This window comes from Streptosporangium sp. NPDC049046 (genome assembly GCF_040649155.1).
Classification (GTDB): Bacteria; Actinomycetota; Actinomycetes; order Streptosporangiales; family Streptosporangiaceae; genus Streptosporangium.
Genome location: NZ_JBEZEZ010000006.1, coordinates 174,001 through 192,519, shown reverse-complemented (window position 1 = coordinate 192,519; position 18,519 = coordinate 174,001). Strand labels below are relative to the sequence as shown.

The 18,519-nt window shown below is 70.3% G+C and carries 20 protein-coding genes; 10 read left to right on the top strand and 10 right to left on the bottom strand.

Annotated elements, in window-relative coordinates; genetic code table 11:
* Positions 1 to 184: 184 nt before the first annotated feature.
* A complete protein-coding gene (locus tag AB0B96_RS10565; protein WP_362897547.1) occupies positions 185 to 898 on the bottom strand; it encodes an alpha/beta hydrolase in 714 nt (237 codons plus the stop codon).
* 173 nt (positions 899 to 1,071) lie between these two features.
* Entirely contained in the window at positions 1,072 to 1,392 is a 321-nt protein-coding gene (locus tag AB0B96_RS10560; protein WP_350948606.1) for an ATP/GTP-binding protein, read from the bottom strand.
* Positions 1,393 to 1,646: 254 nt separating this feature from the next.
* Here AB0B96_RS10560 and AB0B96_RS10555 point away from each other — a divergent pair, with 254 nt between their 5' ends.
* From AB0B96_RS10555 to nucS, 5 genes are all read left to right on the top strand, one after another.
* A complete protein-coding gene (locus AB0B96_RS10555) occupies positions 1,647 to 2,087 on the top strand; it encodes a hypothetical protein (RefSeq protein ID WP_362897545.1) in 441 nt (146 codons plus the stop codon).
* Positions 2,084 to 2,488, top strand: coding sequence for a transcriptional regulator (locus AB0B96_RS10550; protein ID WP_362897543.1), 405 nt, complete (start codon positions 2,084 to 2,086; stop codon positions 2,486 to 2,488). Before AB0B96_RS10555 ends, AB0B96_RS10550 begins: the two co-directional genes overlap by 4 nt.
* On the top strand, positions 2,485 to 3,363 hold the full coding sequence (locus AB0B96_RS10545; RefSeq protein WP_350948586.1) for an ATP-binding cassette domain-containing protein: 879 nt from the start codon (positions 2,485 to 2,487) through the stop codon (positions 3,361 to 3,363). The genes AB0B96_RS10550 and AB0B96_RS10545 overlap by 4 nt, the downstream gene beginning before the upstream one ends.
* Positions 3,360 to 4,514 (top strand): ABC transporter permease, encoded by a 1,155-nt coding sequence (locus tag AB0B96_RS10540; RefSeq protein ID WP_362897541.1) that lies wholly within the window; start codon positions 3,360 to 3,362, stop codon positions 4,512 to 4,514. The genes AB0B96_RS10545 and AB0B96_RS10540 overlap by 4 nt, the downstream gene beginning before the upstream one ends.
* 135 nt (positions 4,515 to 4,649) lie before the next feature.
* Positions 4,650 to 5,309: an endonuclease NucS gene (nucS, locus tag AB0B96_RS10535; protein ID WP_350948584.1), complete on the top strand. Its 660-nt coding sequence runs from the start codon at positions 4,650 to 4,652 to the stop codon at positions 5,307 to 5,309.
* A 56-nt stretch (positions 5,310 to 5,365) separates the two neighbouring features.
* Here nucS and AB0B96_RS10530 read toward each other — a convergent pair whose 3' ends face one another.
* Positions 5,366 to 5,497, bottom strand: coding sequence for a DUF397 domain-containing protein (locus tag AB0B96_RS10530; RefSeq protein ID WP_362897538.1), 132 nt, complete (start codon positions 5,495 to 5,497; stop codon positions 5,366 to 5,368).
* A gap of 423 nt (positions 5,498 to 5,920) precedes the next feature.
* Between AB0B96_RS10530 and AB0B96_RS10525 the strand changes: the two genes are divergently transcribed.
* From AB0B96_RS10525 to AB0B96_RS10505, 5 genes are all read left to right on the top strand, one after another.
* A complete protein-coding gene (locus AB0B96_RS10525; RefSeq protein ID WP_362897536.1) occupies positions 5,921 to 6,763 on the top strand; it encodes an ABC transporter ATP-binding protein in 843 nt (280 codons plus the stop codon).
* 47 nt (positions 6,764 to 6,810) lie between these two features.
* Positions 6,811 to 7,653 carry an ABC transporter permease gene (locus AB0B96_RS10520; protein ID WP_362897534.1) on the top strand — a complete coding sequence of 281 codons (843 nt, stop codon included), beginning with the start codon at positions 6,811 to 6,813 and terminating at the stop codon, positions 7,651 to 7,653.
* Complete coding sequence (locus tag AB0B96_RS10515) at positions 7,611 to 8,927, top strand: sensor histidine kinase (protein ID WP_362897532.1); 1,317 nt, start codon at positions 7,611 to 7,613, stop codon at positions 8,925 to 8,927. Before AB0B96_RS10520 ends, AB0B96_RS10515 begins: the two co-directional genes overlap by 43 nt.
* Positions 8,928 to 8,930: 3 nt before the next feature.
* Positions 8,931 to 9,554 carry a response regulator transcription factor gene (locus tag AB0B96_RS10510; protein WP_362897530.1) on the top strand — a complete coding sequence of 208 codons (624 nt, stop codon included), beginning with the start codon at positions 8,931 to 8,933 and terminating at the stop codon, positions 9,552 to 9,554.
* A gap of 349 nt (positions 9,555 to 9,903) precedes the next feature.
* The gene (locus AB0B96_RS10505; protein WP_362897528.1) at positions 9,904 to 10,509 is read left to right on the top strand and encodes a TetR/AcrR family transcriptional regulator; all 606 of its coding nucleotides are present in this window, start codon (positions 9,904 to 9,906) and stop codon (positions 10,507 to 10,509) included.
* A 118-nt stretch (positions 10,510 to 10,627) separates the two neighbouring features.
* Here AB0B96_RS10505 and AB0B96_RS10500 read toward each other — a convergent pair whose 3' ends face one another.
* The 7 genes from AB0B96_RS10500 to AB0B96_RS10470 all read right to left on the bottom strand — a co-directional run bounded on the left by AB0B96_RS10500 (position 10,628) and on the right by AB0B96_RS10470 (position 18,482).
* Positions 10,628 to 10,945 carry an STAS domain-containing protein gene (locus AB0B96_RS10500; protein WP_362897526.1) on the bottom strand — a complete coding sequence of 106 codons (318 nt, stop codon included), beginning with the start codon at positions 10,943 to 10,945 and terminating at the stop codon, positions 10,628 to 10,630.
* Positions 10,946 to 11,157: 212 nt separating this feature from the next.
* On the bottom strand, positions 11,158 to 11,751 hold the full coding sequence (locus tag AB0B96_RS10495; protein WP_362897775.1) for a response regulator transcription factor: 594 nt from the start codon (positions 11,749 to 11,751) through the stop codon (positions 11,158 to 11,160).
* Positions 11,748 to 11,945: a hypothetical protein gene (locus tag AB0B96_RS10490; RefSeq protein WP_362897524.1), complete on the bottom strand. Its 198-nt coding sequence runs from the start codon at positions 11,943 to 11,945 to the stop codon at positions 11,748 to 11,750. The genes AB0B96_RS10495 and AB0B96_RS10490 overlap by 4 nt, the downstream gene beginning before the upstream one ends.
* On the bottom strand, positions 11,942 to 13,255 hold the full coding sequence (locus AB0B96_RS10485; protein WP_362897522.1) for a histidine kinase: 1,314 nt from the start codon (positions 13,253 to 13,255) through the stop codon (positions 11,942 to 11,944). Before AB0B96_RS10485 ends, AB0B96_RS10490 begins: the two co-directional genes overlap by 4 nt.
* 40 nt (positions 13,256 to 13,295) lie before the next feature.
* Positions 13,296 to 14,093: an ABC transporter permease gene (locus AB0B96_RS10480; protein ID WP_362897773.1), complete on the bottom strand. Its 798-nt coding sequence runs from the start codon at positions 14,091 to 14,093 to the stop codon at positions 13,296 to 13,298.
* A 2-nt stretch (positions 14,094 to 14,095) separates the two neighbouring features.
* Complete coding sequence (locus AB0B96_RS10475) at positions 14,096 to 15,214, bottom strand: ABC transporter ATP-binding protein (RefSeq protein ID WP_362897520.1); 1,119 nt, start codon at positions 15,212 to 15,214, stop codon at positions 14,096 to 14,098.
* 94 nt (positions 15,215 to 15,308) lie between these two features.
* Positions 15,309 to 18,482: a S41 family peptidase gene (locus tag AB0B96_RS10470; RefSeq protein WP_362897518.1), complete on the bottom strand. Its 3,174-nt coding sequence runs from the start codon at positions 18,480 to 18,482 to the stop codon at positions 15,309 to 15,311.
* Between the last annotated feature and the right edge of the window lie 37 nt (positions 18,483 to 18,519).

Genomic DNA, 18,519 nt, shown 5'->3' with positions numbered 1-18,519 from the left:
CTACGGGGAGAGAGCCCGGCGACCTGCACGGTCGCCGGGCTCTCTTCCTGTCTCGTCTCTTCTTCACCGCCCGGATCACGCGGGCGTTCCGGCGGGCTCGGAGATCAGGACTTCGTGGTGCCCCGGCCTCGACGAACGGCGTACGCGACAATGATCTCGTCGGACGACCGAACCGGACAGGCTCCTACGATCCGGGAACCTCGGTGGGCAGGGGGTGGGCCGCCGGATTCACCCGCTGGACGATCTGGTCGAGGACGATGCGCACGTACGGCTCGCCGACCCACAGGTGCTTGGCGTCGTCCACCCCGACGACCTCGGCCTGGGGCACCCTGGCGAAGCGTTCACGGGCCTGTTCGGGACGCAGGTAGTCGTCGAACTCCGGGATCAGCGCGATCAGCGGCCGCCCGAACTCCGCCCACGCGTCGAGGTCGGCGTCGGTGGCCCGGTGCAGCGGCGGGGAGAGCAGGATCGCCCCCTCCACCAGCGGGTCGTGCCCCCACTTGAGCGCCAGTTCGGTGCCGAAGGACCAGCCGAGCAGCCAGACCCGGGGCAGGTCGTGGAAGTCGGCGTACTCCAGGGCCGCGGCGACGTCCATGCGTTCGTCCTCGCCGGCGCCGAAGGCTCCCTGGGAGGTGCCCCGCTCCGAGGTGGTGCCGCGCGTGTTGAAGCGCAGCACGGCCAGGTCAGCGAGGGCGGGCAGCCGGTTGGCGGCCTTCTTGTAGACGTGGCTGTCCATCATGCCGCCATGGGTGGGCAGCGGATGCAGGCAGACCAGCGTGGCCACCGGGGGCCGGTCGGCGGGAAGGGCGAGCTCACCGACGAGTGTCAGCCCGTCGCCGGTGTGCAACTCGATCGGCTCCCTGCGCGCGGGCAACACCGTAGAGGCCCGAATCTCCATGTCTCTCCTCGAATCCGCCCTGCCGGCCCGCGTCGGAGCCGGTCGTGGCCGGTGATGGCCGGTCGTTGTCAGTGGTAGGTCAGTGGTAGCCGACCCGCGTCTGCGCCGGTCGTGGCCGATAGTGGCCGGTGATGGCCGGTCGTTGTCGGTGATGGCCGGCCCGCGTGCGCCGGTCAGTATCTGCTTCTGCCGGGTCCGCGCCTGACCCGGTTGCGCCAGCACGCGGTGTGCCAGTGCCTGCGCTCGTCCTCCCCGCCCGGCCAGGCGGGCCAGCTGACCAGGTGCGGCAGTCCTGGCCTGATCTCCTGATCGCATCCGGGGCAGCGGTAGACCTTGTCCGCCGCGCCACCGGTGACCCGGCGCACCTGCCAGTCACCGTCGGGCCACTCCTCGGTACGGTCGACGCCGGGCACGGAGCCCCCGACGGGACGGGCGAGGCCCCGCTTGCCGCCCCGGTCGAAGGGGTCGGCGCGGCGGGCCTTGCGGGGGCTCACGAGCCCGTCGCGCCGAGGCCGGCCATCACGGTCCTTCCGACCGCTCGCGCCGCCCGACAAGTGCTCGTCATCGCTCTCCCACCCCGCCCACCGGGTCGCCCACCTGGCGAACCGCCACTCCGGCGTCACAACAGTCTCCCAGAGAGGTACCGGCTACCCCAAAAGCCGGGCAGGTAGCCAAAGAGCGGACAGAAAGTACTTGAACCGGAGTTGAGTAACCAGTAGCGTTTGAGAACATGAGCGGAGGAGGAGTCGTGAAGGACGAGCTGACACCTGAGGACGCCCTGCGACAGATCGACGAGGTCGGCCGGCGCACCCGGCGACCGGCGCGCCTCGCCGGCCTGCTCTACGTGATCGTGGGCGTTGGCACGATCGTCTACTGGCCCGTCATGTTCCTCGGCCCCGGCTGGTCCAGAAACACGGCCGCGGCGGCTTGGCTCGTCCTCACCGTCCTGTTCGTCGGATATCTCGGCGGCATGAGGGTTCAGGACCCGGAGGTCGCCTGGGCCAACAAGGCGACGGGGCCCGTGACGATCTCGTACGTCGCCCTGGTCTTGTTCGTGTTCGTGTTCGGCGCGTTCCTGCGCCCCGACGACCCCGGCGTGGTCTGGAGCGCGGCGCTGATCGCGCTGTCGATCTGCGCGAGCGTCCCGATCTTCTACGCGGCCTGGCGTGTGCTGCGGGTGGAGCGGTGAGCGAGACCCACAGCGCGCGGGAGGCGGGACACCCGGGCCCGGCGGACGGCGGCGCGGGCAGGGCGACGCGCGGCGCCGGAAGCGCCGCAGGCAGCACGGGCTCACACCCTCGGCACGGCCTCGACGACGTCATCCACGCGCCCGTCCGGTTGTCGATCATGGCCGCGCTCTCGGTCACCGACAAGGCCGAGTTCCGCTTCCTGCGCGACACGATCGAGGTCAGCGACTCGTTGCTCTCCAAGCACGTCATCACCCTGGAGGAGGCCGGCTACGTGAGCGTGGAGAAGGCCTTCGTGGGTAAGCGCCCGCGCACCTGGCTCGCCATCACCGATGAGGGCCGCCAGGCGTTCCATGACTACGTCTCCGTGTTGAGACGTCTCACCGAGGGATCCCCCCAATGATCGAGATAGACGACCTGCACAAGCGGTACGGCGACAAGGTCGCCCTGGGCGGCGTGACGTTCTCCGTGAAACCCGGCGAGATGTTCGGTTTCGTCGGGGCCAACGGGGCGGGCAAGACCACCACGATGCGCATCCTGATGGGCGTGCTGACCGCCGACTCGGGCTCCGTGCGCCGCGACGGCAGGGCGCTGACGTTCGACGACCGGCGCCGGTTCGGCTACATGCCGGAGGAGCGCGGTCTGTACCAGAAGATGAAGGTCGCCGAGCAGGTCGAATACTTCGGCAGGCTCAGCGGCCTGACCGCGAGCGGGGCGAAGAAGGCCACCGGCGACCTGCTCGAACGCCTCTCGCTCACCGAGCGCGCGAACGACGCGGTGGACGCGCTCTCCCTGGGCAACCAGCAGCGCGTGCAGCTCGCGGTGGCGCTGGTGCACGATCCCGAGGCGCTCGTCCTCGACGAGCCCTTCTCCGGGCTCGACCCGCTCGCCGTCGACTCGCTCGCCGAGGTGCTCGCCGAGCGGCGCGCCGCAGGCGTTCCCGTGCTCTTCTCCAGTCACCAGCTGGACCTCGTCGAACGGCTCTGCGACTCGGTCGGCATCATCTCCTCCGGTCGCATGGTGGCGAGCGGAACGGTCGAGGAGCTGCGCGACCGTGAGGGACGCGGCCTGCTCAGGGTGGTCGTCAGGGACGCCTCTCCCGGCTGGGCCACGTCCCTGCCGGGAGAGGTCGTCGAGAAGGGCGACGAGGTCCTCGTCGCGGGCGTCGACGGCGACGACCAGGAGATCCTGCGCCTCGCGGCCAAGGCCGGAAGGGTCGAGCACTTCGGGTGGCAGCGCCCCACACTCACCGAGATCTTCAGGGAGGCCGTAGCGTGAACGGGTTGTGGCTGGTCGCACGGCGGGAGATCGTCACGCGCGGCCGTACGAAGGCGTTCGTCATCGGGCTCGTGGTCAGTGCCGTGCTGGTCGCGGCACTGGCGTTCCTGCCCAGGCTCTTCTCCGGGCCCGACTCCTACACCGTGGGGCTCGCCGGAGCGCAGTCGCAGGCGCTGCGGCCGGCCCTGACCGGCGCGGCCAAGGACGTGGAGCTCACCGTCAGGGAGTTCCCCGACGAGGCCGCCGCGAGCGCCGCGGTCACCGCGGGCGACGTCGACGCCGCCGTGGTGGACGGCCGCAAGGTGCTCGCCGACGGCGAGGTGGACCGCGACCTCGGTCTGCTGCTGGAGAGCGCGAACCAGGCCGCCCAGACCGAGAGGCGGCTGGGCGAGGCGGGCCTGGACCCGGCCAAGGTGGCGGAGGCGATGCGGGTCGCCCCTCTGGAGCAGGTCTCCATCGGAGCCGACACCCGCTACGCGGGCGTGCGGGTGGGCATCGCGTCCCTGCTGGTCATGGTGCTGTTCTTCCTGCTCATCTACTCCTCCATGTACGTCGCCATGGGCGTGGTCGAGGAGAAGGGCAGCCGGATCGTGGAGATCCTGCTCACCTCGGTCCGTCCCTGGCAGCTGCTCGGCGGCAAGATCGTGGGGCTGGGCGCGCTCGCGCTCGCCAACATGGTCGTGATCATCGTGGCCGGTCTCGGCGCGGCGGCGGCGACCGGTCTCGCGGCCGACCTGCCCCCGGGGATGACGGGCATCGTGGTCAGCGCGCTGTTCTGGTTCGTCCTCGGATACGCCTTCTTCGCCGCGATGGCGGCGGCGCTCGGGTCTCTGGTGTCCAGGCAGGAGGACGCGAACAGCGTCCTCACCCCGATGACGATGCTCATGATGGTCACCTACCTGGTGGCCTACTTCGCGGCGGTCCAGCCGAGCAGCCCGGTGGCCAGGATCCTCTCGCTGGTGCCGCCGTTCTCCTCGATGGTCATGCCGGTCCGGATGGCCGGAGGTGAGGTGTTCGCCTGGGAGATCGCCCTGGCGGCGGTCCTGATGCTCCTCGCGACGGCGGGCACCCTCATGCTCGGCGCCCGCATCTACAGCCGCGCGGTCCTGCGTACGGGCGCCCGCGTCAAGCTCTCCGAGGCGGTGCGCTGACCTCTCGGCGTGACTCCCCGCCCGTACGACTCCCGTACGAGCGGGGAGTCACACCCCAACCGCCGACGGCCCGCCGGCGGGCCGTCCGGATGGATCACGGGGACCGGGGTCCCTGCGGGCCGATAGGGTTCGGTCATGCGTCTGGTCATAGCTCGGTGCAGCGTGGATTACGTCGGGAAACTCACCGCCCATCTTCCGATGGCACCCCGGCTCATTCTCATCAAGGCCGACAGCAGCGTCTCGATCCATGCCGACGACCGGGCCTTCAAGCCGCTGAACTGGATGAACCCGCCGTGCAAGCTCCGCGAGGAGGAGGGCACCTGGACGGTGACCCACGGCAAGACCGGCGAGAAGCTCGTCCTCACCATGGAGGAGATCATCCACGACACCAGCCACGAGCTGGGCGTGGATCCGGGCCTGATCAAGGACGGGGTCGAGGCCCACCTGCAGGAGCTGCTCGCCGAGCACATCACCACCCTGGGCGCGGGCTGGACGCTCGTCCGCCGCGAATACATGACGGCGATCGGCCCCGTCGACATTCTCTGCCGCGACCACACGGGCGCGTCCGTCGCCGTGGAGCTCAAGCGCCGCGCCGGCATCGACGCCGTGGAACAGCTCACCCGCTATCTGGAGCTGATGAACCGCGACCCCCTGCTCGCCCCGGTCTCCGGAATCCTCGCCGCCCAGAGCATCGCGCCCCAGGCCAAGACCCTGGCCGAGGACAGAGGCATCCGCTGCGTCACCCTCGACTACGACGAGCTGCGCGGCATCGAACGCGAGGACACCCTGTTCTGACGAGCTGAGTGCCGCCGAGGCCCGGAGGAGGCGTGCGAAACGGAATCCGACGGCTGTCACGGCACGCAGAGCTCCCCGCCCGGGAACGCCGACCACTTTTTGGGTGCGAAGTCCAGGGCGAGGCCGTTCGGATCCTCGCCGTCGCGCACGGCGATGACACCGGGCGGGTTTCCGCGCCACCTCGACACAGGCCCACCCTGGCCATTACCGCGCGCTCTCGCGCCATTCGGCACCCGACGGGGTCACCGGTCGATCATTGATCGACATTTCCGCCTCCCTTCTTCCCAGCCCGCCACTCAAGCTCGGCCACCCTTTTCGCGACAGGCGTTACTGAATTCTCGACGAGCAATGCGGCTGCCGGAAAACAGCCGAATATCAGTGGTTATCCCGTGCCTTCTGAATCGCTCTTCAAATACGGTGTGCCGGTGGCACACTCGATGTGCACCACGTCCGGATCATCCGGCCTGAGATCGAGCGCATGAAGCGGCCGTCCGTCACGGCACGCCGCCGATCGAGAGAGAAACGACGGGCCCCGTGTCCTCCGTTCGGTGGACACAGGGCTCCATCGAACGTCGGTACCGCGAGAACCGCGTGGACGCGACGCTTGGCACATGGACACAGCGGTAAGAGTGAGAGGTCTGACCAAGCGCTACGGCGACGTTCAGGCCGTCGCAGGAGTCGATCTCGACATCCGCGCGGGCGAGGTGTTCGCGATCCTCGGCCCGAACGGGGCGGGGAAGTCCACCATGGTGGAGATCATGGAGGGGCACCGCTCCAGGGACTCCGGGGAGGTGAGCGTCCTGGGGGTCGACCCCGGCAGGCCCACCCGCGCGTGGCGCTCACGGATCGGCATCGTGCTGCAGACGGCCAACGACGTGGCCGAGGCGACCGTGCGGGAGACCGTACGGCATTTTGCAGGCTACTACCCCGGCGCCAAGAACCCGGACGAGGTGATCGAGCAGGTCGGGCTCACCGAGAAGGCCGACCAGCGCATCCGGAAGCTCTCGGGCGGGCAGCGGCGCCGGGTGGACGTCGCGCTCGGGGTGATCGGCGATCCGGAGCTGCTCTTCCTGGACGAGCCGACCACCGGGTTCGACCCGGAGGCTCGCAGGCGGTTCTGGGAGCTGATCGAGAGCCTGGCCCGCGACGGCACCACGATCGTGCTGACCACCCACTACCTGGACGAGGCCGAGGCGCTCGCCGACCGGGTGGCGGTGGTCGCCGGGGGACGGATCGTGGCCGAGGGCGAGCCGAAGACGCTGGGCGGCAGGGCCGCCGGCAAGGCACTGGTGAGCTGGTCCGACGCGGGTGAGCGCCACTTCCTGGAGACGGACACGCCGACCAGGACCGTGCTGGAGCTGACCCGTCGTTTCGACGGAGAGGTCCCCGAACTGGCCGTGACCCGTCCCACCCTGGAGGACGTCTACCTCCGCCTCATCGAGACCCCCGCCTGACCGTCTCCCGTACGAGCGCGAACCGATCCCCCGAGGTGACCGACCAGATGAGCCAGACCCTTGCCCGCCCCTCCGCCCCGGCGTCATCCGTGGGGCAACCTTCCGTGATGCGACTGGGGCTGTCACGGACGGTCGTCGAGAACAGGATGTTCTTTCGCGAGCGAGACGCGGTGATCTTCAGTTTCGCCTTCCCGATCATCATATTGGTGATCTTCGGATCGATCTTCTCCGGTGAGATGGAGGGGACCGGCCTCACCGTCTCCCAGCTCTATGTGGCCGGGCTCATCGGGACCGCCGCGATGACGGGGTTCCAGAACCTCGGGATCAACATCGCGGTGGACCGCGACGACGGCACGCTCAAACGGCTGGCCGGCACCCCGCTGCCGCGCACCTCCTACTTCATCGGCAAGGCCCTCAACACCCTGTTCGTCTCCTTCCTGCAGGTCGTCATCCTGCTCGCGATCGGGGTCGCGCTGTTCGGCCTGAAGCTGCCGTCGGAGGCGTTCCGGTGGGTGACCTTCGCCTGGGTGTTCGTGCTCGGCGTGGTCGGCTCGGCCCTGCTCGGTGTCGCGATCAGCAGCCTGCCCCGGTCGGCCAAGAGCGCCTCCGCGGTGATCGCGATGCCGTTCGTGGTGCTGCAGTTCATCTCCGGGGTGTTCATCCCCATCGGACAGCTGCCGTCCTGGCTGGTGAACATCGCCTCGCTCTTCCCGCTCAAGTGGATGTGCCAGGGGTTCCGGTCGGTCTTCCTGGGGGACGCCGGTGCCACACTTGAAGTCGCGAACTCGTACGAACTCAACCGGGTCGCCCTGGTCCTGGGAGCCTGGGCGGTCGGAGGACTGGTGCTGTGCCTGATGACGTTCCGCTGGAAGAGCCGCCGAGACGGGTGAGTCTCGCCGACCACACCGAGCCCTCCGCCCGAAGGACCGAACCGCACGCGTGGGAGTCGCTGCGCGGCTGGGAGTTGCTTCTGGCCTTCGGGCTCCTCCTGCCCACCTCGACCGCGTTCGTCATCGACGTGCCCGTGCGCGAGAAGGTGATCGTGGCGAGCTGCCTGGGCGCGATCCTGCCGCTCTATGTCCTGTTCGGCCGTCCGGCGATCATCCGCGGTGACCGGCTGCGGGGGGCGGTCTACATCGGCCTGTTGATCGCGCTGTTCACTCCCCCGGGACTCACCGCGTCGTACGCGACCTACGCCCTGTTCGGGCTCTGCCCGCAGTGTTTCATGGTCTTCCCCGCCAGGCGGGCGATGATCGCCGTGACCGCGCTGAACCTCCCCGCGATGATCCGCTACCTGTTCCTGGTCGAGGGGGCGGAGCCGTTCAACTTCCTGGTGGTCGCCACGATCGTCGTCGTCTTCTCCGCCACGTTCGGCATCTGGATGGAGCGGATCACCCGGCAGAGCGAGGAGCGGGCCGCGCTCATCGAGGAGCTGGAGAGCAGCCGGGTGAAGGTGTCCACGCTCTCGGCCGAGCGCGGGGCGCAGGCGGAGCGCGAACGGCTCGCCGGGGAGATCCACGACACCCTTGCTCAGGGGTTCACCAGCATCATCATGTTGCTCCAGGCGGCCGAGGCGCAGCCCGACCCGTCCCGCCACCTGGCGTTGGCCATGCGGACGGCGCGGGAGAACCTCACCGAGGCCCGCCTGCTGGTCACCACGCTGAGCCCGGCGCCGCTGGACGGCTCGACCCTGGACGAGGCGCTGCGGCGGCTGACGAACCGCTTCGGCGAGGAGACGAACCTGTCCGCCGGATTCGAGGCGTACGGAAGGTCCCGGCCGCTGAGCGCTTCGGCCGAGGTGGTGCTCGTCCGCGCCGCCCAGGAAGGGCTGGCCAACGTGCGCAAGCACGCGGACGCGGCGTCCGTCGCGGTCTCGATCGCCTACCGGGACGGCTCCGTACGGCTGGGGTTACGCGACGACGGACGCGGTTTCGAGCCGTCCGGCGGCGAGGGGTACGGCCTGCGGGGCATGCGCGCCCGCGTCGAGCAGGTCGGCGGCACCCTCACTGTGAAGGGACTCCCCGGCGAGGGGACGGTGCTTGAGGTGGTCGTCCCCACCGACCGGCCCGTCCTCACCGCCGACGACTCTCCGGAACGGCCCGCTCCCCCCACCGACCGAACCGGCCAGAGCGACGGCACCGGCCGTCCCGACCAGGAGGGGTGACACATGCTTCGCGTGATGATCGTCGACGATCACCCGGTGGTCCGCGAGGGCCTTCGGGGGATGCTGGAGGCCGACTCCGGGATCACGGTGGTGGGCGAGGCGGCCTCAGGGGACGAGTCCGTCGTACGGGCAGCGGAGCTCACCCCGGATGTGATTCTGATGGACCTGCGTATGCCGGACGGAGACGGGGTGAGCGCCACCTCGCGTATCCTCACCGGGCGGCCGGAGAGCCGGGTGATCGTGCTGACCACCTACGAGACCGACGCCGACATCGTCCGGGCGGTCGAGGTCGGCGCGGCGGGCTATCTGCTGAAGGACACCTCCAGGGCCGACCTGCTCGCCGCGATCCGCTCGGCGGCGCGCGGGGAGACCGTCCTGTCGCCGTCGGTGGCGACCAGGCTGGTCACCCGGATGCGGGCTCCGGTGACCGAGTCGCTGTCGCCGCGTGAGACGGAGGTGCTCTCCCTGGTGGCCAGGGGGCTGACCAACGCGGAGATCGGCAGGGCCCTGTTCATCGGCGAGACCACGGTCAAGACCCATCTGCTGCGCGTCTTCGGCAAGCTAGGCGTCTCCGACCGCACCGCCGCCGTGACCACGGCCCTGGACCGGGGCCTGCTCACTCGCTAGGCGGTCGCCCACCGGGACCGGCGCCACCCCGGCCGCTCTTCCGAGGCCGGCTTCGCTCTTGAGGCCGAGCGGACTTTGAACAGAACGGCGCCCCGAGGTTCGCGACCCGGGGCCGGACTTTCCCGCGCCGCCCGCGACGAACCCCGCCCATTCCACCGCGACTGAAAACACCTTGACCGACTACTCAGACATGTCGCCTTCTTACATGGATAATGCAAGAAATAACATAGCGACTCTTCCACAAAAAGGATCTTGCACCCATAATGGTTGATTCCGGGGGCCAGAGCCATGAGGTGGAAGTGATAAAGCGAGTATCTGTCAACCTCGCACTGATCTGTGGGAGCTTGACATGAATGGACGGTCCTACCGGGGAATGTCAGCGGAGGAGCGACTTGAGGAGCGCCGGGAGCGTCTGATCTCCGCGGCGTACACCCTCTTCTCCGACCCCGGATTCCCCGAAACGACGATCGAGAGGTTGTGTGCCGAGGCACGTATCTCCAACCGCGCATTCTACGAGTGCTTCTCAGGACGCGAGGAGCTGATGCAGACCGTGTACACCCGATGCGTGCACGAGACGCTGGAGTCGATGTCGAAAGCGATCGAGCAGGCCCCCGATACCCTGGCCGACCGGGTCAGGACGGGAATCACCAGCTATATCACCTTTGTCACCGAAGACAGGCGTCGTGCGCAGATCATGCATCTGGAGGTCCGCCGGGCGGGCGACTGCCTCCTCACCTCCAGGCAGTCGGCCGTCGCGGCCCTCACCAGGACGATCGAGTCGAACGTCGCCGACATGCCGGAGGCGACGAAGGCCAACCAGCACCTCCTCGCGCTGGGGATGATCGGGGCGATCCAGGAACTGCTCATCGAGTGGGTCCTGGCCGACGACCCACCTCCGGTCGCCAGGCTCATCGACACCGCCACGCACATCTTCCACAGGTCCTTCGTGACCTGATCGCGGCGTAACACAGCGGTGTACGACAGCGGTGTGACACGAGGGCGGGCCCGCCGTGCCCGTCCTCCGACATCGTGCTCCGGTGCCGCCGGATCCCCGAACCCGGCGACCTTCCGGATCAGGCCACCGCGGCCACCGGAAGCTCGACGGTGAGGACCCGGTTGAGCCGGGTCACCGCCAGCACCCGCATGACCCTGGGCGGCACCCTCCGCAGGATGAGGCGGCGTTCCGCGCTCACAGCGCGGCGATGCGTGCCCACCAGCACCCCGAGACCGGTGGCGTCGATCATTTCCAACCCGGAAAGATCTACGATCAGGTCGCCCCGCCCCGAGTCGACCGCCTCGTGCAGTCGCGGACGCACCTGGGCCACGGTTCCCACGTCGAGACGATTCCCGACGCCGACCACCTGAGCCCGGGAGTTACCAGAGACGCGCATGCCTCCTCCTCACGCCCGGCCGCCACGGAGAAACCGGCCCGGCACCACGGCGACGCGTCACCCGCCGACTGGTCACGCATCGCGTTCATCCGATGTCACCGCGCGGAAGAAGGTCGTCACTCCTACCAGAAGGTGCGAACCTCCCTCGTCCCTGACGTCGATCTTCCGGCGAACACGGGAGTCCCTTGCCCGATTCGAAGGAGAAAACGCGTTTAGAGCCAACCTTTTTGCTGGGCGGCCCGGATCGCGGTGATCCGGTTGGTCGCGCCCAGCTTGGTGATGGCGCTGGACAGGTAGTTGCGTACGGTGCCCTGGGTGAGGTGGAGCGCGGCGGCGATCTCGGCGACCGAGGCGCCCTGCGCGGCCAGTTCCAGAGAGCCGCGCTCGCGCTCGGTGAGAGGGCTCTCCCCCGCCATCATCGCCGAGGCGGCCATCTCCGGGTCGAGATAGCGCCCACCCGCGTGGACCTTGCGGATCGCCGTCGCCAGTTCGTCGGCGGAGGCGTCCTTGGGTACGAAGCCGCGCACCCCTGCCGCGAGCGCCCGCCGCAGGTATCCGGGCCGCCCGAAGCTGGTCAGCATCAGCACCGCGTGGCCCCGCAGCGTCTCGGCGACGCTCAGCCCGTCCATCCCCGGCATCTCGATGTCCAGCACGACCACATCGGGCCGGTGCTCCAGCACGGCCGCCGCCACCAGGTCCCCCCTCGCCACCTCCGCCACCACCTCGATGTCCGGCTCCAGGCCGAGCAGGGTGGCGATCGCCTTCCTGACCAGGTGCTCGTCGTCGGCGAGCAGTGTCCGGATCACCATGCCTCCTCGGCCCGACAGCCCGGCACGGCGAGACGGCCCGCCTCGCCCCGACCACTCACCCCACCGGAACGGCCCACCTCGACCGGACCACTCACCCCACCGGAACGCCCCACCTCGACCGGACAGCCCGGCACGGCGAGACGGTACGAGACGGTGGGACGGCCCGGCACGACGGCCATCGTCTGGATCATCGCTCTCCCTCCAGCGGGATCGTCGCCCGCAGCCTGAACGTCCCGGGAGCGCCGGGGCCCGCCGTGACGGTCCCGCCGATCGCGGCGACCCGCTCCGACAGCCCGAGGAGGCCGGTGCCGCCCCGGCCGTCCACCCCGTCGCCACCCGCCCCTTCCTCGTTCACCCCGTCGTTGGTCATCTCCAGCACGACGTCTTCCCCGTGGAGGGTGATCGTGATACGGCACCGAGTGGCTGAGCTGTGCCGCAGCACGTTGGTGGTGCCCTCCCGCACCACCCAGGCCAGCAGGGTGGCCGTCCCCTCTGGCACCTGTTCGCGCGGCGTCTCCAGGGTGCAGCGGATGTCGCCCGCCTCCAGCACCGCGGTCATCGCGCGCAGCTCGGCGGTGAGATCGACCGTCCGGTAGCCGCGTACCACCGCGCGGATCTCCTTGAGCGTCTGCCGCGCGAGGGCCCTCACCTCGTCCATCTCCCTGGCCGCCCGCCCGGCGTCCACGCCCGACAGCTTGGAGGCCACCTCGCTCTTGACGGCGATCGCGGAGAGGCTGTGCCCGACCAGATCGTGCAGGTCGCGGGAGAAGCGGAGTCGCTCCTCGGTGACGGCGAGCCTGGCCCGCGCCTCCTTGCCCTCCTCAGCGGCCCTGAACAGCTGCCAGAACCAGAGCTGGAACCGGTTCGCCCACGGCGCCGCCGCGGCCACCCCGAGGTAGGCGCCGATGCCGGGCAGGGAACTCTCCTCGTACGGTGCCGCGAACACCTCGGCGACCCCCTGTCCCGGCGACGCGAGGAACAGTCCGGCGGCGGCGGCCACGACGGTGACGGCGATCGTGGCGGATCTGCCGAGCAGCAGCGCGGCGCCCGACGCCCACGCCGGGCCGAGCAACCCCCAGGGCCAGGGATCGCCATTCTGGGTCAGCATGAGGACCACCGCGACCACGGCAGAGGCGACGATCTCGCCTCGCGCGCCGGTGTCGTCCAGGGCCGCTTTGACGATCCTCAGGTACAGAAGGCTGAAGATCACCAGGCCCGGTATCCCGACGGTCAGCAGCGAGGGCCTGCTTCCCCCGTCCTCGTCCGCCAGCTCGGCGAGAGGGCTGATCCAGGCGAGGACGAGGCCCATGGTGAGGGAGAAGACGGTCATCCGGCGGAGCCGCTGGACGGATGAGCGCCGCCTTCTCACGGAAAGCACGGAAGGGGCGGGGGCCGGGGCGGCGGGGGCGGCGGGGGCGGCGGGGGCGGCGGGGGCGGCGGGGGCGGCGGGGGCACGGTGCGTGGAGAACGCGGAGGGGACGAGGCGCGCGAGGCGCCTCATCCCTTGTCTCGCGAAGTCGGCCGGCATTTCGTTATGCACGTTAGCCGTGCCGAGGTTCCCAGCGGAACAGCCATCGGGCCAGCAGCCCGGCCACCGCGATCCAGGCCAGCAGGATCCCGAATGAGGGCAGCGCGGCCACCCACTGCCCGCCCGTGCTCAGCGCCTCGCCGCCCCCGGAGATGTGGTCACCGCCCAGGAAGGCGGTACGCGCGATCTCCACGATCGGAGTCGCGGGAAGCAGGGCGGCGACATGGCCCAGCGCGCCGGGCAGCGTGTCCGCGGGGAACGCGATCGGGGCGCCGACCAGCACGAGCAGGAGCACCGGCAGCACCGTGACCTGGGCGAGTTCGGCGTTCGGCGTGAGGCCGGAGAAGGCGGCGGCGAGCAGGCAGAACAGCGCGACTCCCAGGACGGCGACGGTCACGAGCATCGGCACGTTCGCCACCGTGATTCCCTCGGCCCGCCGCATCCAGACGGCCAGAAGCGCCACCTGGGCGAGATAGAGCACGAGTGCCCCGAGGGCGCCGCCACCGAGGATCGCCGGCCCCGACGGCTGGCTCGCGCGCAGCCGCTTGAGCACCAGTTCCTCTCGCCGGGCGGTGAAGGAGTTCACCAGGTTGACGAAGACCGCGAACACCAGCAGCACCCCCGGCAGCCCGGCCAGGACGAACTGCCTTCCGTCCACGCCATCGATCTTCTCGGCGCCGACCGCCTGGGTGTACAGCCAGGCCATCAGGAGCGGCAGCAGGAGCACGTTGAACAGGACCGTGGTGTTCCTGCTCACCAGGGTGAGATCGATCCTCGCGAGCCTGATCGCGTGCAGCACGTCGGTTCTCATGGTCACTCGCCCCTCCTCGCCGGTCCTGCCGCCACCGGCCCGCCGTCGGCCCGCCGATCCGTACCGTCGTCTCCGGCGTCCCCGGCCGGCGACGCCTCCCCTGCCACCCGCAGGAAGACGTCCTCCAGGGTTCCCCGGCGTACGGCCAGCCGTTCCAGGGTCTCGCCCCGCGCGTCGGCCCAGTCCAGCAGCAGCCGGACCGCCGCGTGCGCGCGGGCCGCCGCCCGCGCGCCGGTCAGGGTGTAGGCGACCCCCGTATCGCCCGTGTCGCCGCCGTAGGTCAGTACGGGGGCTACGCCGTCCAGCGGGGGCAGTTCGCCGAAGGTCCAGGAGATGCCGGGAAGGCGGAAGGAGATCCGGTCGCCGGAGCCGGCCACCACCTCCTCGACGGTGCCCTGGAGGTGGATCCGGCCCTCGTGCATGATGGCCAGCCGGTTGGCGAGGCGCTCGGCCTCCTCTAGGTAGTGGGTGGTGAGCAGCACCGTGGTGCCCCCCGCCCGCAGGTCCTCGATCACCTTCCAGGTGGCACGACGCGCCTCGGGGTCCATGCCGGTGGTCGGCTCGTCCAGGAAGAGCACCTCCGGCCGGGAGATCACCGCCAGTGCGAGGTCGAGCCTGCGCCGCTGGCCACCGGAGAGCTGCCGGACCCTGGTCCTCGCCTTCCTGGCCAGCCCTGCCGCCTCCAGCGCGTCCATGGTCCCCGGATCCGTGCCCCTGCGCCGGCCGGGAAGGGAGAACGTCCTCGCGGAGGCGGCGGTACGGCCCGTGTCCCGGCTCAGCCCCTCCCACAGGCCGACGGTCTCCGCGACCGTGAGGTCACCGAGGAAGCCGCCCTCCTGCAGCATGATCCCCACACGGGGCCGCAGCGTCCGGCGCTGCCTGACCGGGTCGAGCCCGAGCACCCGGACGCTGCCGTCGGTGGGGGCCCTGAAACCCTCCAGGACCTCCACGGTGGTGGTCTTGCCTGCGCCGTTCGTGCCGAGCAGGGCGAACAACTCGCCCCTCGGGACGTCGAAGGAGACGCCGCGCACCGCCTCGAAGTCGCCGTACGCCTGCCGGAGCCCGCCGACCTCGATCACACTGTCGAGGCCCGGCGGGTCCGTCACCTGTGGTGTTCTCATGACGACAATCGTCGTCGTCCGGCATTTGACCAGGTAGTCGTGGATATCACCGGAAAACGGTGATCTTTACGGTGTTCCGGGTGACAAATGTCAACTACTGGCGGGGTGGCAACGCGGGACGCCGCCGGGAGGGCCGGGTGGAGCGATCGGGTGGGGTCGCCGCCGGACGCTCCTCCAGCGCGGCCAGCACGAGCCGTACCGCCTCCTCGATCTGCGGGTCCCTGTCCTGCGCCCAGTCGTCGGGGGTGATGTCGACCTCGACGTCGGGATCGACACCGTAGTTCTCCACGCCCCAGCCCAGCTCCTCGAACCAGAAGGAGTACTTGGGCACGGTGACGCGCGAGCCGTCGACCAGGCGGTGGTCGTCCTCGATGCCGATGACGCCTCCCCAGGTTCGGGTGCCCACCACGGGCCCGAGCTTGTGGATCTTGAAGGCCGCGGTGACGATGTCGCCGTCGGATCCGGCGTTCTGGTTGGTGATCGCGACGAGCGGACCGCGCGGCGCGTCCTCGGGATAGGTGATCGGCGTCATGCCCCTGGGCAGGTCCCAGGCGATGACCCGGCGGATCAGCTTCTCGATGACCAGCTCGGAGGTGTGGCCGCCTCGGTTCCCCCGTACGTCCACCACGAGCCCTTCGAAGGTCATCTCCCTGCGCAGGTCGCGGTGGAACTGCGCCCAGCCCTCGGCCACCATGTCCGGGATGTGCAGGTAGCCGAGGCGTCCGCCGCCGAGCTCCCTGACCCGTGCCCGGCATCCGGCCACCCAGTGCTGGTAGCGCAGGCGCCGGTCGTCGCGGAGCGGTGTGACGACCACCCGCCGCCCGCCACCCAGGGTCAGCTCGACCGGCTTGTCGGCGGCGCCGACCAGCAGCCGCGCGGGTCCCTCCGGCGGCACCGGGCGCCCGTCGACCGCGAGCAGCGCCTCTCCCGGCTGGACGCCCGCCCCCGGACCGGCGAGCGGCGAGCGGGCGTGCACGTCGGAGGACTCCGCGGGCAGCACCCGGTCCACCTGCCAGCGGCCGTCGTCGCCCCTGGAGAGGTCGGCGCCGAGCAGCCCGACCGGTTCTGAGGCCGGGTAGCCCCAGGGAGCGGCGTCGACGTAGGCGTGCGAGCTGCCCAGCTCCCCCAGGACCTCCCAGAGCAGGTCGGCGAAGTCGTCGGCGGTGGCGACCCGGTCCACCAGCGGCCGGTACTCCTCCAGTACGTCCTCCCAGTCGACGTCGGCCATGTCCTCGACCCAGAAGTCGGCGCGCATCCTGCGGCCCGCCTGGGCGTAGGCGTGCCGCCGCAGGACGCGCGGATCGGCGGTGATCCGGATCCTGGACAGGTCGACGGTCGCGTCGTCACCGTTCTTGCCGCCCTGCTTGCCCCCGGCGGGACGAACCGTGAGCGTGCCCTTGTCGCTGACGACGAGCTGTGTGCCGTCACCGCTCACCCGGTACCAGTCGAGCTTGTCGACCACTTCCTTCCACTCGCGCTTGACCAGGTCGTAGCGGTCCAGCGCCGGGCGGGGCGCCTCGCCGCCCACCTCGTCCCTGTCCTCGCCGAGCTCCCCCGCCAGCGGCTCCCGCAGCCAGACGAACCCGCCCTTGACCGCGCGCAGGTCCGAGTAGCGGCCCTCCGGCACCGGAACCTGCACGACCCTGGCGGCGATGCCCTCCAGGTCCACGGTGAGCGCACCGTCGCTCTTGCCGTCGCCGTCGGAGCCGGAACCCGAGTCCGAGTCGGGGTCGGCCGCCCTTCCCGCGGCGCTGGGCGCGAACGGGGACGGCGTGGACGCGGACAGCGGCACCAGGTAGGGCCGGTAGCCGAAAGGGAAGGACATGTCGAAGGAGTGCGCGTCGTAGACCGGGTCGAAGCCGCGTCGCGACAGGAACGCCAGATAGTCACCCGCGAAAGCGGGTGAGATGTCCACGAACCGGCCGTCGGTGACATCGGTGACGACCCGGTCCGCCACCCTCGCCAGCCTGATCCTGCGCAGCTGGGGGCCGTCGGGGTGCGACCAGGCCAGCCAGGCCGAGTCGGGTGACCAGGTCAGGCCGTGGATCTCCCCTTCGGCGCTGGCCAGCTCCACGGCCTCGCCGGAGGCCACGTCGACCAGGAGCAGCCGTCCGTTCCTCGCGGTCACCGCGATCGTGTTCCCGTCGGGCGCGACGGCGAGGTCACCGACCTCGCCCAGCGTCCCCACGGCGATCCTGCGGCTCTCCCCGCCGCCCGCCGGGACGATCTCCAGCCCCTGCGTCTCACCGTCGTCGAAGACCCACACCACGCGGTCGTCGCCGAGCATGCGGGGCCGCCCCGCCGACAGGCCGTCGCTGAGCTGCCGCGCCGGGCCGTCCCGGTGCGTCACCCAGTGCACCGTTCCCTGGACCTCCACCGCGCTGGCGCGCCCGGTCGCGTCCACGGCCAGGTCGTGCAACCGCCTGCCCGCGTTGACCTGGTACGGCTGCCGCCCGCGCAGCGGGGAGCCGAGGGTGACGTCGAGTTTGCGGGCCTCGGCGTCGAGATCGTCCAGGAGGTAGAGGTCTCCGGCGTTCTGGTAGACGATCCGGGTCCCGTCGGTGGTGGCGTGCCGGGCGTAGAAGACCTCGTGGTCGGTGTGGCGGCGCAGGCCGCCGCCGTCCAGGTCGCAGGAGTAGAGGTTGCCGATGCCCTCGTGGTCGGAGAGGAAGACGAGCCGCCCCCCGACGAGCATCGGGCTCGCGAGGTGGCCGTTCAGGTCGGTCAGGATCCGGGTGAAGTCACCGTCGCCGCGCCGCACCCACAGGCGGCCCGCCGTGCCGCCCCGGTAGCGCTTCCAGACCGCGGGGTCGCGGGGAAGCCCTCCGGCGAGGAGCGCCACTGTGTCCCCCGCCATCGACAGGTCGTTGACCGGGCCGTACGGCAGCCGCTCGACCCGTCCCTCACCGAGCGCGTAGGCCCAGGTCTGCGAAGCGAACGGCTGGCCGGTCGCGCTGATCGCGAGGACCTCGCCGTCCGGCGTCCAGCCGCGCGTCCGCGTCCGCGCGTCTCCCCAGTAGGTCAGCCGCTCCGCGGAACCGGACTCCAGGTCCGCCAGGTAGACCTCGGGAGCGCCGTCACGGACACCGGTCCAGGCGACCCTGGTACCGCCTGGCGAGAGACGAGGGTGGCTCGCGGGGGCTCGGTCCAGGGAGAGACGCCACGCGCGGCCGCCGTCCGCCGGGGCCGCCCACACGTCGTCGTCGGCGACGAAGGTGAGCGTCTCGTGGGAGATGTGGGGGAATCGCAGGTAGAAACCAGAAACCATCGATAAATCATATGGTCCTCTATCAGGTTAAACAGGA